The organism is Sinorhizobium medicae (assembly GCF_007827695.1).
Classification (GTDB): Bacteria; Pseudomonadota; Alphaproteobacteria; order Rhizobiales; family Rhizobiaceae; genus Sinorhizobium; species Sinorhizobium medicae.
Window position 1 is genome coordinate 1 of sequence record NZ_VITA01000003.1, and the last position, 14,686, is coordinate 14,686.

Genomic DNA, 14,686 nt, shown 5'->3' on the forward strand with positions numbered 1-14,686 from the left:
CCAACCGTATGTTCATGCACGCCGAGCTCGTCCGCAACGACCTTGCTCGGAACTCCCTCGCCACAGCGAAGAATGATCCGGCACCGCTCCGACAGGGAGCGTGCAACACGATGCTTGCGCACCTGTCGCTCCAGATATTCCCGCTCCGCCTCGCTCAAAACCAATGGGGGCGTTGGTCGGCCAGTCGCATTTGCCATGCCTCAACCTCCAATGAAGAGGCCAAGCATACAATGTAGTGAATTTTAGTTCCAGGTGACTAGAGGCCGTCTAGAATTCTGACTTGAAGGCTCAAAGGTTCAGCGCTTTCCGTGACGCGCATGATTTTTCCGGCGCACGATTGCGAGGGCCGCGCCGTACTATTCGACCGCGGTACGGACGGCATGTGCGCATGCGGTCGCGAAGGCGGCACGAGAGCAGAAGGACCTTCGCTGCCTTATACTCGGCGCGGGCGGCCTGCTTGCCAATGTCAACGACATGGACGAGAGCTCGCGTACGATCCAGCCAACCCATGCGGATTGGGCGCGTTCGGATATGGCTACGATCCAGGCCTTGGGGCAAGCGGAGCCAACTTTATCAGCCGGCCATCATATCCGGCGTCCAGGCCGGCTCGTAGGTCAGCCGGACTTCTGCATACTCAACACCCGGCACATACCAGACGCAGTTGCGCACTGCCTCCTTCAGATAAACGCTGGCCGGACAGCCCTTCGTGGTCGTGGTCATCGTCACATGGGCGATCCTGCCATCCTCGACGGATACATCGTAGATCAGACCGAGATCGACTATGTTGCGGCCAAGCTCAGGGTCAATGATCATGCGCAGTGCATCGCGGATTGTTTCGCAGGTAGTCGCGTTCTCCGGTTCGCTCATGGCTTCAGCCCTTATCACCGACACGGACGAAGATGCGGAAGGTGGTTCGTGTTTCGTCGAAATTGCCCGCCCACTGGTGCCCCCGCTTTGAAAGCTCCGGGAAGAGGAAGATGGGTTCGCGGGAGAGAAGCGCAAACAGCACCTCGCCCGGCTGCAGCCGCTCTGCAGCCGCGAGGATGCGGACCATGGGCTCCGGGGGGTCGAGCTCGGTCAGGTCGAGGTTTTCGATGGGATCGGGCCAGGAGTCCGGATTGTCGGCATCTGCAGAGACCTCGACGGGGGCGCCCGCCGCCTTCGGCGTGAAAAGGACTTCCCAGTCGCCGCCTTGCATCTCCTGTGTCTCGTGGCTGAAGCCGCGGCCCTCCATGACTTTGAACAGCGGCTGTGGACGAAAGGGAGCAAGCAACCGCAACGCTTGGCCCGGTCTCAACCCGTTCACCGCCTCCATGATCGCCTGGAACGGCTCGCCGCCGCTCCTCAATATAGGTCGGACGTCGAATTCTCTTGGTGCTGGGTGATGGGTTTCGACAGTCATGGATTACTCCTGTGGTCGAGAGATCGGGAGAAAGAGATGCGGCCTCGACGCGCCCGCGGGAAGGCGCAGGGGCGCTGCGACGGAGGAAAGCGTACGGGCGCGGACGAGTTCCACCATCAGGCCGACGGTCGCGCAGAGTTGCGCCAGGGTGGCGACGCGGAACGCCCCCGGACATTCGGCAAAGAGCGAAAACGTAGCCGCAATCACGGCCAGGTAGTAGACAAAAAACCAAAGGCTTGCGCGCTTATCCTCGACCAAATCCTGAATACTTGGCACTGCGGTCCGCCCGAGAACGGGGCCATAGCATTCGAGCCAGGTCAAAAACGGAACAATCTTGTAGAGCTGCGCGAGGCCGAGGCCGGTCAACCAGCCAAAGACGAAGAGGTAGACGAGAGCCGCGGCGCCTTCGCCTGCCGCGGCCCGTGTGGCTGGCAGGGCAAACATGACTACGGAGGCGAAAAGAGCAGCAAAGGCCGCATAGCTCGCACGTATGTTGAGCTCCACGATTTTGCGACGGCGCTCGCGAAACAGGCGCAAGACGTCGGCGGAATAGAGAAGGGCGGCGAAGACGGCCAGCAACGCCGCGACGCTCCCCGCCTCTTCCATGCCGTCGCTATCCACTGCAATCGAGACGATGCCGGCAACGACGATCGCCAGGGCCGCGGCGCCCGTCCACAAGACGGCTCTGTTGGTTGGCCGCGTGTCATCCGGCGCAAGCATGAACATCGGCAGCAGCCGGTAGCTGACGCCGATCGCGCTAAAGGTCAGCCAGCCTGCGAGGCCAAGCGCCGCGTGCAGCGGCACTCCCTTGAGGAGAAGCGCGATCGCCGCGTAATTCGTGACCGTGCCGGAAAGGACGAGCGTGAAGGCGCCGCCGACAAGGACCGCGGCGATCAGCGCGCCGAGCCCCACGGCGACGAAACGCGCGGGAAGCGGCAGCGGACGCACCGTAAGGAGCGTCGCCGCGAGCATGATGATAGCGAGCCCAAAGCCCATCGCCAGTAGCAGCGCGCCGGACGGCAACATGGCTGTCGATACTCCTTGAGCACCGCCAAGTGCGGTAAAGCCGCCGACGAGCAGAAGAAGTCCGGGAATGAGCAGCGCCAGAGCCGGGAGCGCGAGCCGGCCCGCGCGGAGCGGCGCGGCAACCAGCACCGGCACGAACTGCAGCAGCGCCCCCGTCATCAGCAGGCCCAGCCAGCCGATGGCGACGACATGCACCAGCGCCAAGGTGGCCGGGGCTTCGACGGCGGCGAACGGATAACCGTAGCCGCCTACCATCGCGCTCTCCCCGGCGATCAGAAAGAGGCAGGCAGCGGCGAAATAGGACATCGTCCATGGGGAAAGCGTGGCTCCTGGCATCTAAATCACCATGCTTGCTATCGGATCACCGCCGGGTCGGGATCAATGATCCGAACCGCAGCAGCATTCGCAGGCGGAACCGTTTCCGAGGCGGGCGATCTCAACGCGCCAGATTTCCGGCCCCTCTTCCAGATAATCCCAGCCGAACTCGCCTGGGAAATTCGTTTGCAACTGGTAGTGGAGAGGCCGCGGATCGTGGTCGCTGGTGATCAGCATTGAGCCGCCGGCAGGGAGCGTTCCGAGCAATCCGAAAATTCGCGGGTGACGCTCACGCGGCGGGACGGTGCGGACGTCGATGGATGGTTTCTGCTGTGTTTCCGTCATTGTCGTGGAGTTCTCCGTCGACCGCCCCTCGTGCATTCCGATGCGGCGGCGGCTGGAACCGGATCGGAACTTGTCGACCCTATCCCTGCGAGGGCAGACACACTTTGACGGGGAGCAAACAATTTCAGAAACGTTCTCGGACCGTGTTCCGGTCCTGGGATTAGGCTCGACCCGCAAATGCGGCACCATTCAGGGATTCGCCGGCGCGGGGATTCATCTCGTGGGCCGTCTCCAAACAGACGCTAGTCGAACGTGCGGCAAAGCAGAGAGCAGCGCCGCTTAGTGATTGCACCGCGGCAGAGAGGCGCGCCTCCGAAAAGCAGAGAGCAGCTTGCAGAAATCGATTTCGAAGCCGAGCGCCTTCGAGGCCGCATGAAGGTTGGCTCCGTCGATGAGGAGCGCGATCTTCTCCCGCTGATCGAACATGGCCGCTTCTCCCCCTCACGGACCAGGCTCCAAGGCCGAAGCCACTCGGCTTGCGCGGTGAAAATCTTCCGATTTACGCTGGAAGTGGATCCGTTGCGCAACCCTTTCGACTTATCGCTTCATCTCACCCGTCGAGCGGACCAGTTCCCCGACCACGCGAAAAGCGGTCGGGTGCTGGATGGATCATCGCCTTGCTTCGGCAGTGCGCGGGGGGACTGCCGGAGACACAGCTGTCGCCTGGGTGATCACGACAGGCTGCCGCGCTGATCGTTCCTACTATGCAGTCGACTTCCTTTGACATCGCTCAAAGAAGGAAGCCCTGGTTCGCCCCTAGAATGGCAGTAAATCAAGGTTCCACCCTCACGAGAAGGACTCTCCATGCAACCGGCTCTTGTCGCAAAATATGGCGAGGCACGTCTGCCCCGCTACACAAGCTATCCGACGGCGCCACGTTTCTCGACCGCCGTCAGCGCCGGGACCTATGGCGACTGGCTCGCCGCCATCGCACCGGAGCAGAAGGCGTCGCTCTACCTGCACATCCCCTTTTGTCGTTCGATGTGTTGGTACTGCGGCTGTCACACGACGATCACCCAGCGCGACCAGCCGATCCTCGATTATCTCGACATGCTTCGCGAGGAGGTCCGTCTAGTCTCGGCAAAGACGCGAGCGCCGATTAGCATCGACCACGTGCATTTCGGCGGGGGGACTCCGACTGTCATGCAGCCGGCGGAGTTCCGGGCGCTGGTAGCACTGCTGCGCGAGCGGTTCGAGTTCGCGAGCACCACCGAAATCGCCGTGGAGATCGACCCGCGAACCCTCGAGCCGGAAATGGCGACGGCCCTCGGCGAAGCCGGTGTCCGCAGGGCGAGCCTCGGGGTGCAGAGCTTCGACCCGGTCGTGCAGAAGGCCATCAACCGGATCCAGAGCGAGAAGCAGACGATGGAGGCTGTTTCGCGCCTGCGTCAGTCCGGCGTCGGCAGCATCAATTTCGATCTCATCTACGGCCTGCCGCACCAGACAGTCGAATCCTGCATCGCGACCGCCGAGGCAGCGATTCGGATGGGACCCGAGCGCTTCGCCGTCTTCGGGTACGCCCACATCCCGTCGTTCAAGAAGCACCAGAAGCTGATCGACGAGCATGCGCTTGCTGGTGCGGAAGGCCGCGTCGCCCAGGCCGAAGCCATAGCGGCGACACTCGTCGCCGCCGGCTACCGCCGCATCGGCCTCGACCATTTCGCCCTCCCGGACGACGGCCTGGCGGTCGCGCAGGCAAGAGGTCAACTGCACCGCAATTTCCAGGGCTACACGACGGATGCCTGCGAAACGCTCATCGGCTTCGGCGCCTCGGCGATCGGACGAATGAAGGACGGCTATGTGCAGAACGAGGTACCGCCGGGCCTGTACGCTCAGCGCATAGCCTCGCGTCGGCTTGCAACGGTGAAAGGCTACCGCATGACACCGGAGGATAGGCTTCGGGCAAGCATCATCGAGCGGCTGATGTGCGACTTCGGCGTCGATGTTCCCGCCCTTGCCTCTGCGCACGGCTTTGACCCGGAGATGCTGCTCCGCGGCAACGCCAGGCTCGCAATGCTGGAAAGCGACGGCATCCTTGATATCGCCGACGGCGTCATACGGCTGCGCGAGGGGGGACGCTTCCTCATCCGCGCCGCCGCTGCAGCCTTCGACGCCTATATCGAGCAATCGGGACGGACGCATAGCAAGGCGGCGTGAAGGCCGCCTTAAGCTGAGAACAGAAGGGCCCGGCATGTACGCGCATGCCGGGCCTTCCGGTATCGCGGCCTGCCCCCGCCTAGCTTACAAGGCCGCGATAGATCGCCGGCAGGGCGGCAGGCAGCCTGCCGATATTGCTGACGACGGCGTAGCCGTTCTGGCCGAATATGACCGGCACATAGGATTTCGCCTCGCGATCCACCGTCACCCCGAAGACGCTGATGCCCGAGCGGCGCGTTTCACCGACGGCGCGGCGGCTGTCCTCGAGCGCGAAACGACCCTCGTAGTGGTCGACGTCGTTGGGCTTGCCGTCGGTTAGGACAATGAGGAGCTTGCGGCGGTTCGGCCGTTCGACAAGCCTTGCTGCGGCGTGGCGGATGGCCGCGCCCATGCGGGTGTAGTAGCCGGGTTTCAGCGCCGCGATGCGCGCCTCGATCGTCGCGCTCATCGCCTCGTCGAAAGCCTTCACGGTCTCGATCCGCACCCAATCTCGCCGCCGGGACGTGAAGGTGAGGATTTCGTGGGCATCGCCACAGGCGGAAAGCCCATGCGCCAGGACCTGAAGCGCTTGCTTCTCGACATCGAGGACGCGAAGATCGTCGAACCAGGCGTCGGTGGAGAGCGACACGTCCATGAGGATCGTCACCGCAAGGTCGTGCGCCTGCGGCCGGCTCATCATGTGGATGCGGTCGCTGCCCTGCCCGCCGGCCCTGAGGTCTGTGCGCGCCCGCACAACCGCGTCGAGATCGAGGTCGGCGCCATCGATCTGTGCCCTCAGCATCTCGTGACGCGGCCGCAGTACCTCGAACTGACGGCGCACACGCCGGATCAGGCTCTTCGTCGTCGGATCCGCTTCTACCGGCAGGCCTTCTGCCGAGGCGGGCGCGGCAAGCACCCGGCAATGGTCCTTGAGGTAGCCGCCGCCGCGATAGTCCCATTCGGGATAGGTGAGTTCCGCCATGAGCGGCGTGCGGTCCAGCGCTTCCGGGGGCAGGTCGAGGTCGAAGCGAAAGCGCGCGGCCGGGCGTCCCTTGCGTTCGCCGAGCGTCATGTCGTCGAGTTCGTCGGCGGCGCTGGCGTCGTGGTCATCGCTGTCGTCCGCCGGACGGTCGACATTGACCATTTCGGCCATGGCGAGGATCTTCTCGAAGCGGTTGAGGATGAACGGGCTCCGCTCGGACTGCCGCTGTGCCTCGCGTGTCGCCACATGGCGTGTCGTCTCCGACCCTTCCGCTCTATCGCCACCGCGAGCGGGCTCGTCCTCGCCGTTTCGCCGCTCCGTCTCTTCACGCAGGAGCACGTCTGGCCATAGCGGTACCGGAAGCATCGGCAGATAGCCGGTTGGCGCACACCTTGGAAAGATGACCGGCGGCATTTCGTCGTTGAGACCGGCACCGGCTCTTAGCATGGAGAGTGTCCGGTTTTCGACGTGCTGCTCGACGGAAGGAAGCGAGCGCCGCTGCCGGACGTTGAGCACCGCCCTGCAGAGGCGACGATAGCGTTGGCGCATTGCTGGATAGCTGGCGAGCACCGACCTTACCGTATCACCGGCACGTGAAAGGAGTGCCAAGTCGCGCGATAGCGGGTCGGCGGCGCCGACGTGCTTGAGTGGCATGACGGCCATCATCGCCGCCAGCCAGAAATACAGGTCGCGGTTGAGACGCCGAGAGGGAAAGAGATCGACCTCTGCCGGCAGCATCAGCGTCGCATGGTCGCGCGCCGGCTGGACGAGCTTCTCCTCGCCAAGGCCCATGCGCTGGCGCAAGCGCAGCCGGTGCGCGGAGGTTCGACCGCGGGCGGGCGCGATCTGCACCGCCCGCTCGCCGCCAAGACCGCGGAAGTACACGGCAAACACGGCCTGGACCTCCCCGAGCCGGACCGCCTCGTCCGGAAAGCGCGGCCAAGTGCGCGTGTTGCCGATCAAGCGATGCCAGGCGCGGCCGACCGTTTCTTCGAGCTCGAGGAAGTCCAGCATTTTCTTATCCTTGGCGGACGACCGCGTCTGCGATCTCGATCAGCGCGGCCTTGACGTCCGGCTCGTCCGTGAGCGGTTCGATCATCGTCGCCAGGACGGCGTCGCGCACCGACACTCCGTTGTCGAGAAGGCTGGCGCAATAGACGAGCAGGCGCGTCGAGACACCCTCTTCGAGATCATGCCCCTTGAGACTCCGCAGCCGATGCGCGAGATCGACAAGCGGTGCGACCCGGCTCTCGTCAAGCCCGCTCTCCTCGGAAACGACGGCAATCTCGCTCGCCCTCGGCAGGAAGTCGAACTCGATGGCGACGAAGCGCTGCCGCGTGCTCGGCTTGAGGGTCTTGAGCAGGTTCTGGTAGCCGGGGTTGTAGGAGACCACCAGCATGAAGCCGGGCGGCGCCTCCAGGAGCTCGCCGGTGCGCTCGAGCGGCAGAATGCGCCGGTCGTCGGTGAGCGGATGCAGCACCACCGCGACATCCTTGCGGGCCTCGACGATCTCGTCGAGGTAGCAGATGCCGCCCTCGCGCACGGCCCTGGTCAGGGGACCGTCGACCCAGACGGTGTCGCCTCCTTTGAGGAGATAGCGGCCGGTCAGGTCCGCGGCGGCGAGATCGTCATGGCACGACACGGTCGAAAGCGGCAGGCCGAGCTTCGCCGCCATGTGGGCTACGAAGCGTGTCTTTCCGCAGCCGGTCGGGCCCTTAAGCAGAAGCGGAAGCTGGCGCGTCCAGGCGCTTTCGAAGAGCTCGCATTCCCGGCCTGAAGGGGAATAGGCCGGGATGGCCGAGTCCGGAATGGCTGGAGCCTTGAGGGCGATGTTCATGAATAATCTCCGAGTTCGAACTTCAAGCGGTGCGGCCGGTCACGTGGGGCCGGCCGCTTCCCTTCATTCGGCCGGTTGAACGGCTTGGTTGCGGGCCGGGCTAGCGCTCCTGCCCGGAACAAGGACTGCCCAGAAGAACATCAGCGCCGAGATGAGTACGACGACGCCCGATCCGAGGCGGACCCAGTAGAAGAGAGCCAGTTGCTCCTGCACGGCCATGAAGCTCTCGCCGAGGACTCGCTGCAGGTGGACCTGAACGACACCGGCGAAGGTGAGCGCGAAGGTCATGACGGACATGGCGCTGCACATGGCCCAGAAGCTGGCGATCGACAGCCACTGGTTATAGGGCGCCCGTCCTTTGATCTCCGGAATGGCATAGGCCATCACGGCGAGGTTGAGCATCACATAGGCGCCGAAGAAGGCGAGATGTCCGTGCGCAGCGGTGACCTGGGTGCCATGGGTGTAGTAGTTGACCGACGAAAGCGTGTGCAGGAAGCCCCAGACGCCGGCGCCGAAGAAGGCCATCACCGAGCAGCCGATCGACCAGAGGAGCGCCGCCTTGTTCGGATGCTTGCGCCCGGCTTTCCAGGTCATGACGAAGGTGAAGACCACCATGGTGAAGAACGGGGCGACCTCGAGCGTGGAGAAGAGCGAGCCGATCCACTGCCAGTAGCCCGGTGCTCCGATCCAGTAATAATGGTGGCCGGTCCCGAGGATGCCGGAGAAGAGCGCCAGGCCGACGATAACGTAGAGCCACTTTTCGACGACCTCGCGGTCGATGCCGTTGAGCTTGATCATCAGAAAGGCCAGAACCGAGGCCATGATCAGCTCCCAGACGCCTTCGACCCAGAGATGCACGACATACCACCAGTACATCTTGTCGAGCGCGAGATTGACCGGGTTGTAGAAGGCGAAGAGGAAGAAGATCGCCACGCCCCAGAGGCCGAAAATCAGGATGTTCGTAACCGTGGTCTTGCGACCCTTCAGTACGGTCAGTGTTATGTTGAAGAGAAACATTAGCGCGACGACGACGATGCCGACCTTGATCGCGAAGGGCTGCTCGAGAAATTCGCGGCCTTCGTGGATGTGGAGGAGATACCCGATGACCGCCACGGCCGCGGCCACAAGGAAGATCCAGAACTGTGCGACCGCGATCTTCGGACTGTAGAGTTCCGTCTCGGCCTCTTCCGGCAAGAGGTAATAGGTGGCGCCCATGAAGCCCATCAGCAGCCAGACGATCAGGGCATTGGTGTGCACCATGCGGACGATGTTGAACGGCAGCAGTTCCGAGAGGGTGTTGGGCAATACGTAGATCGTGCCGGCGAGCACGCCGAACAGGACTTGGGCAAGAAACAGGCCGAGCGCACCGTAGAAGTACAGCATCGCGACCTTCTGGGTTTGATATTTCATGTCTTTTCTCCTTGGCCCGCCGTCTCAACCCGCCTCGTTCGGAGGCCATTTCTGCGTCTTGATGCGGCTCGTCCATTCGAGGAAATCGGCAAGGTCGTTCAGTTCCTGCTCGGTCAGATTGAATTGCGGCATCTGCCGCCGCCCGTCGGCGCCGGACGGCTGCGCGGCCATCCAGGATTTGAGCGTCTCGCGCGCGCTTTCCGGGTCGGACTCGCCGCCCCACCGCTTCCAGACATTGCCGAGCTCCGGAGCAAAATAGGCGCCCTCGCCGAGCAGGGTGTGGCAGTTGATGCAGGAGTTCTTCTCCCAGACGTGCTTGCCGCGCGCCACGGAGTCCGTCAGCGTCGACTCGTCTGTGGATACGGTTCTCATGTAATAGTGGCTGTGGGCCGTGAGGCCGACAAAGATCGCGAAGAAGAAGATGGAGCCGCCGTAGAAGACGTTGCGTGCCCCTGTCTTGGTAAGGCGTTCTGCCATCCCGTGGTCCTTTCGATTCCCGCAGCCCGCATTGCGCGGACCGGCCTGAGCAATTCCCGCCGGTCGGCCGCGGAATACCCCCGCCCACCGGTAAACGCGATCTCTTCTAAGGTCTGCGCGCCAACGTTCTTTGCGTTTCGGCAAACAAGTGACGAGGGGCCTTTCAACCGACGGGCGAAACGGCCGCGATGAGCGCTTTTGCCGCAGCCGCAAACGCAAGGAAGAGCGTCCAGGCGATAAGGCCGACCCGCAAGACCCGCGGTCCCGAACGCAAGCCCAGAAAGTCCAGCACGACGAGACGGGCCTTCAACACTGCGAGCGTCAGCAGAGCGAGCGCGAACATCAGGGGAGTCCCGGGGTCCTGGACCTTAAGGGAGAGCAGCATGCCGGCGAGAACCATCAGGACAAGGACCATCCAGGTCTTCTGCAACTGTCGGGGGGCGCGCTCGGTCATTGCGCTCAAACCAGATAGAGGATCGGGAACATGACGATCCAGACGAGATCGATCACATGCCACAGGGTGGTGACGAGGCCGACATTGGCCGGACGCGGCCTCCAGGCGACGACGAGCAGTACGATGGCGACGAAGCCGACGTGGACGAGATGAAAGCCGGTGAGGAGGAAATAGAGTTCGAAGAAGGAGTGAAACGCCGCCTCGCCGGCAAAGCGGATCTCCGTGCCGTACTCGTAGATCTTTATGGCAACGAAAGCGAAGCCGAGAAGCGCGGCCAGCACAAGTGCCCGGCGCCGCCTGGCGACGGACGCACCCTTACCTGCCGCAACCGCCGCCTGCCAGCCGCTCGTCAGCAGGACGAGCGTGTTGGAAGCGGCTATTGCCGGTTTGAGGTGCAGCCGCGCGACGGCGAAATCGTCGGCCGCAATCACGGAGGCGACCAGGAAGGCGGCGATAAGGATCCCGAAAGCGGCGAGCTCGCCCCAGATCAGGACCCAAAGGATGAAGGTATCGGCTTCCTCTTCGTCGTCCGCGCCGGCCGTCATCGCGATTTCCATGCCGCATCTCCGCATCGGTTGCCGAAGCGGAATAGGAGAAAGGCGCGGCCGGCTCTTTGCTCTCGATCAAAGACCGGTCCAGCCGACCCGCTATGCTCCGACGAAAACGGAGATCACCATGTCTGACGCACAGATCGGCCTCTCGGTCGCCACCCCGATCATCATCATCTTCGCGCTCGTGCTCTATCGCATGGGTGTGCTGCAACGGACTGGAACGGCCGCCGCCGTGCTGGCGTCTCTCGCCTGCGCCGCGGTGCTGTTCATTGAACGCTGAGTGCAGGAGAAACAAAGTGGCTGTTTCATCTCCGCTCCATCGTCTTGAGGCAAGGTACGGCGAGTTGCTCGCGCTTTGCGATGCGGTCGAGTCCATCATGGATTCCCTTGGGGGCTCCATGGATCGGAACCTCTGCCTAGCGACCGCGGCAAAGATCCGGACATTGAGTCTTGGACGACCGTTGGATGAGCCGCTGCCTTCGCTGAGTGTACGTACGACCCGTGCAGATCGAGCATTCGCCTTCGACGTCAGCCACCTCGCAGACACGCTCCGGTCGGCGGCATCCGAGCGATGCGCAGTTTCTTGGGAGACAGTGGCCTTGATGCTGGGCGCTTTCCTCGAGGGGCTCCGCCACCATGTTGCAGCGGAACAGGCAATAATCGCCGCCATAAAGCGGTCGAGTACAAGGCACTGAGGAAGACGATTATGGCTGAGTTCCTACTGTCGCTGTTTGTCTTTCTCATCCTTCACTCGATTCCGGCGATCCCCGTCATCCGCGAGCGTCTGTTGTTCCTGCTTGGGAGGGGGGGCTATTTCTCGCTCTATTCGCTCGCTTCCATCCTCGCGCTCGCTTGGGTGCTCTACGCCGCCGTTGATGTCGACTACGTCCCGCTTTGGCAGCCTGCGGCCTGGCAGGCCTGGGTGACCGTGATTGCCGCTCCAGTCGGCGTGTTTCTCGTGCTCGCCGGTCTCTTCAGTGTCAATCCGCTATCGGTCTCGATTCGCCAAGGGCAGAGACCGGGCTCAATCGTCTCGGTTACTCGCCACCCGGTTCTCTGGGGTTTCGCCATCTGGGCGCTCGGCCATCTCGTCGCCAACGGAGACGTGCGCTCGCTGATCCTCTTCGGCGGCTTTGCCCTTTTTGCTCTTGGGACCATACCTATGATCGAGAAGCGCGGCCGGCGCCGACTTGGAGATCAATGGCACCGCCAGTCTGCGAAGACCTCCATTCTGCCGTTCGCCGCCCTCTTCACCGGCCGCACCCCCGTGTCGGGCGATGCGCCGATCGCCATCGCCACCGTGGCAACCGCAGTCTTGACCTTATGGCTGCTTGCCGGAGGCCATGCCGCACTGTTTCATGCCGACCCCCTTCTCTTGGCGACGGCACAATAGTTGGGCATGAATCACGCGCATCGAAGTAGTCTACGGCTCAATGATAGGATTGCACCAACGCCGAACTGCTAACGAGAGTGCTCGTCGATTTGGAATGCGACCAGCAGAGTTGCTGGAAATCTCCCCATGCTCTGGGCCGCCGGAAGCAGCGGGATTCAAGGTCTCCCGTGGCGACGTGCCGCTCGCATCAATGCCGGGCTCGTCTGTCCGGCCCACTCTACCTCGCCACCGCACAGTGCGGTCGGTGCGACTGCGGGTCCCATTCGGTTGCAAATGGCTCGCCCGGTAGGCCAAACAGGCCGATCGCGCGCGCCGCAAGGTGGTCGATAATCTCCTCGATGCTTTTGGGCCGGTGATAGAAGGCCGGCACCGGCGGCAGGACGACCGCGCCCATTTCGGTGACTGCCGTCATGTTGCGCAAATGACCGAGATGCAGCGGCGTCTCGCGCGTCATCAGCACGAGCCTTCGCCGCTCCTTGAGGTGCACATCCGCCGCTCGCACGATGAGATTGTCGGCAACACCGGCAGCGATCGCCGCCAGAGTCCGCATCGAACAGGGAACGACGATCATGCCAGCAGTCCTGAAGGAGCCGCTCGCCGTTGCCGCGCCGATGTCGCCAACCTGGTAGGTGCGATCCGCGATCGCCAGCAACTGATGTAGCGCATGCGGGCCTACCTCGTGGAGCAGCGTGCGCTTTGCGGCAGCCGAGACAATGAGATGCGTCTCTACGGAAGGGATTTCCGCAAGGCGCTCGACGACCCTGAGCGCCAGCGCCGCACCCGAAGCCCCTGAGACGCCGACCACAATCCGTTCCTTGATCATAGCGCTTCTCCCAGGCCCAGTTCTGTCCAAAATTGATCGACCTTCCCGACAACTTCCGCCGGCATAGCAAGCACGCGTCCCCATTCGCGCTCCGTCTCCGGCCCGAGTTTGCGCGTCGCGTCGAGTCCGAGCTTGCCGCCGAGCCCCGGCTTCGGAGACGCGAAATCGAGATAGTCTATCGGCGTGTCGTTCAGGATGGTTACGTCCCGGCTGGCGTCGAACCGGGTCGACAGCGCCCAGATGACGTCGCTCCAGTTCCTGACGTTGATGTCGGGGTCGACCGCGACGATGAGCTTCGTATAGTTGAACTGCGGCAGCATCGACCAGAGCCCCATCATGATACGCTTCGTCTGACCGGGGTAGCGCTTGTCGATGGACACGACCATTGCACGATATGAGCAGGCCTCGGGGGGCAGGTATAGATCAATTATTTCCGGGAACTGCCGCCTCACCAGCGGCAGGAAAAGCTCCATCAGGGCCTCCCCTAGCTTCGACGGCTCGTCGGGCGGGCGGCCGGTAAAGGTCGAGAGATAGAATGGCCTGCGGCGCATGGTGATCGCCGATAGCGACATCACCGGAAAACGTTCGACGGAGTTGTAGTACCCAGTGTGGTCGCCATAGGGCCCTTCTTCGGCGGTCTCGTCTGCCGAGACGAACCCCTCGAGGACAAGCTCAGCATTCGCGGGAACAGACAGAGGCACCGTCACCGCCTGCGCGACCGGCTGCCGCTCCGCCTTCAGGAGCCCGGCGAAGGCAAGCTCGCTGATGCCTTCCGGCAGCGGCATCACCGCGGCGAGGATCGTTGCCGGATCGGCGCCAATCGCGACTGCCACCGGCATGTCTTCACCGCGCTGCTGCCACATGCGATGGTGCCGCGCGCCGCCGCGATGCGCCAGCCAGCGCAGGACGAGCCGGTTCGGTCCGAGTACCTGCATCCGATAAATGCCGACATTGATGTCGCTCGGATCGTCCGGCGCACGGGTGATCACCAGCGGCCACGTGACGAGCGGCGCCGGCTCGCCCGGCCAGCACCACTGGATCGGCAGCCGCGAAAGGTCGGCCTCGGCGCCGCGCCACACGGTCTCCTGCGCCGGCGGGCGCGCGACGCTTCGTGGCCGCATCGCCAGCGCCGCCTTCAGCAGTGGCAGCTTACCCCAGGCGTCCGACAGCGATTGCGGCGATCTCGGTTCCCGCAGTTCCGCCAGCATTTTCGCAAGGCCCGGAAGCCCGCCTGCGGGTAGCCCGAAACCCCACTCTATCCGCTCGAGCGTGCCGAACAGATTGGCGAGAAGCGGAATGTCGCATACGCGGCCGGAGGCGTCGACCGGCTTCTCGAACAGCAGGGCTGGCCCGCCCGCGATGAGCACGCGCCGGTGGATCTCGGTGACCTCATGCACGAGCGAAACGGGCCGCGAGATGCGGCGCAAGCGGCCCCGCCGCTCGAGCATGGCGGCGAAGTCCTGGAGGTCGGAAAAGCGGCGGGTGACTTGATCGCTGCGATACATGCGAGGTGTCTCGCCCGCGAAAACCCTTCT

Annotated in this window: 16 protein-coding genes and 1 pseudogene; 3 read left to right on the top strand and 14 right to left on the bottom strand. The window is 63.5% G+C overall.

What is annotated here, in order from left to right:
• The 6 genes and pseudogenes from FB009_RS05515 to FB009_RS05540 all read right to left on the bottom strand — a co-directional run.
• Positions 1-197, bottom strand: a pseudogene (locus FB009_RS05515) (IS630 family transposase); the annotation flags it as partial.
• A gap of 376 nt (positions 198-573) precedes the next feature.
• Entirely contained in the window at positions 574-867 is a 294-nt protein-coding gene (locus FB009_RS05520; RefSeq protein WP_011970959.1) for a metal-sulfur cluster assembly factor, read from the bottom strand.
• A gap of 4 nt (positions 868-871) precedes the next feature.
• Complete coding sequence (locus tag FB009_RS05525) at positions 872-1,402, bottom strand: DUF2249 domain-containing protein (RefSeq protein WP_011970960.1); 531 nt, start codon at positions 1,400-1,402, stop codon at positions 872-874.
• A 3-nt stretch (positions 1,403-1,405) separates the two neighbouring features.
• Complete coding sequence (locus FB009_RS05530) at positions 1,406-2,764, bottom strand: hypothetical protein (RefSeq protein ID WP_011970961.1); 1,359 nt, start codon at positions 2,762-2,764, stop codon at positions 1,406-1,408.
• Between the two features lie 42 nt (positions 2,765-2,806).
• On the bottom strand, positions 2,807-3,088 hold the full coding sequence (locus FB009_RS05535; protein WP_024312329.1) for a DUF2249 domain-containing protein: 282 nt from the start codon (positions 3,086-3,088) through the stop codon (positions 2,807-2,809).
• Between the two features lie 279 nt (positions 3,089-3,367).
• The gene (locus tag FB009_RS05540; RefSeq protein ID WP_011970963.1) at positions 3,368-3,514 is read right to left on the bottom strand and encodes a PIN domain-containing protein; all 147 of its coding nucleotides are present in this window, start codon (positions 3,512-3,514) and stop codon (positions 3,368-3,370) included.
• Positions 3,515-3,892: 378 nt separating this feature from the next.
• On the opposite strand from FB009_RS05540, the gene hemN reads away from it, so the two are divergent.
• A complete protein-coding gene (gene hemN, locus FB009_RS05545; RefSeq protein ID WP_011970964.1) occupies positions 3,893-5,245 on the top strand; it encodes an oxygen-independent coproporphyrinogen III oxidase in 1,353 nt (450 codons plus the stop codon).
• 79 nt (positions 5,246-5,324) lie between these two features.
• Here hemN and FB009_RS05550 read toward each other — a convergent pair whose 3' ends face one another.
• From FB009_RS05550 to FB009_RS05575, 6 genes are all read right to left on the bottom strand, one after another.
• A complete protein-coding gene (locus tag FB009_RS05550; protein ID WP_011970965.1) occupies positions 5,325-7,220 on the bottom strand; it encodes a nitric oxide reductase activation protein NorD in 1,896 nt (631 codons plus the stop codon).
• A gap of 4 nt (positions 7,221-7,224) precedes the next feature.
• Positions 7,225-8,043, bottom strand: a complete 819-nt coding sequence (locus FB009_RS05555) for a CbbQ/NirQ/NorQ/GpvN family protein (RefSeq protein WP_011970966.1) — start codon at positions 8,041-8,043, stop codon at positions 7,225-7,227.
• A gap of 63 nt (positions 8,044-8,106) precedes the next feature.
• On the bottom strand, positions 8,107-9,453 hold the full coding sequence (locus FB009_RS05560; RefSeq protein WP_011970967.1) for a nitric-oxide reductase large subunit: 1,347 nt from the start codon (positions 9,451-9,453) through the stop codon (positions 8,107-8,109).
• Positions 9,454-9,477: 24 nt separating this feature from the next.
• Positions 9,478-9,930, bottom strand: coding sequence for a c-type cytochrome (locus FB009_RS05565; RefSeq protein WP_011970968.1), 453 nt, complete (start codon positions 9,928-9,930; stop codon positions 9,478-9,480).
• Between the two features lie 163 nt (positions 9,931-10,093).
• The gene (locus FB009_RS05570; protein WP_011970969.1) at positions 10,094-10,384 is read right to left on the bottom strand and encodes a cytochrome C oxidase subunit IV family protein; all 291 of its coding nucleotides are present in this window, start codon (positions 10,382-10,384) and stop codon (positions 10,094-10,096) included.
• A gap of 5 nt (positions 10,385-10,389) precedes the next feature.
• Positions 10,390-10,941, bottom strand: coding sequence for a cytochrome c oxidase subunit 3 (locus FB009_RS05575; protein ID WP_011970970.1), 552 nt, complete (start codon positions 10,939-10,941; stop codon positions 10,390-10,392).
• A 118-nt stretch (positions 10,942-11,059) separates the two neighbouring features.
• Here FB009_RS05575 and FB009_RS05580 point away from each other — a divergent pair, with 118 nt between their 5' ends.
• Positions 11,060-11,215, top strand: coding sequence for a hypothetical protein (locus tag FB009_RS05580; protein ID WP_011970971.1), 156 nt, complete (start codon positions 11,060-11,062; stop codon positions 11,213-11,215).
• A gap of 426 nt (positions 11,216-11,641) precedes the next feature.
• Complete coding sequence (locus tag FB009_RS05590) at positions 11,642-12,328, top strand: NnrU family protein (RefSeq protein ID WP_127580545.1); 687 nt, start codon at positions 11,642-11,644, stop codon at positions 12,326-12,328.
• A 217-nt stretch (positions 12,329-12,545) separates the two neighbouring features.
• Here FB009_RS05590 and FB009_RS05595 read toward each other — a convergent pair whose 3' ends face one another.
• Positions 12,546-13,151: a UbiX family flavin prenyltransferase gene (locus FB009_RS05595; RefSeq protein ID WP_011970974.1), complete on the bottom strand. Its 606-nt coding sequence runs from the start codon at positions 13,149-13,151 to the stop codon at positions 12,546-12,548.
• On the bottom strand, positions 13,148-14,656 hold the full coding sequence (locus FB009_RS05600; protein WP_024312327.1) for a UbiD family decarboxylase: 1,509 nt from the start codon (positions 14,654-14,656) through the stop codon (positions 13,148-13,150). The genes FB009_RS05595 and FB009_RS05600 overlap by 4 nt, the downstream gene beginning before the upstream one ends.
• Positions 14,657-14,686: the final 30 nt, after the last annotated feature.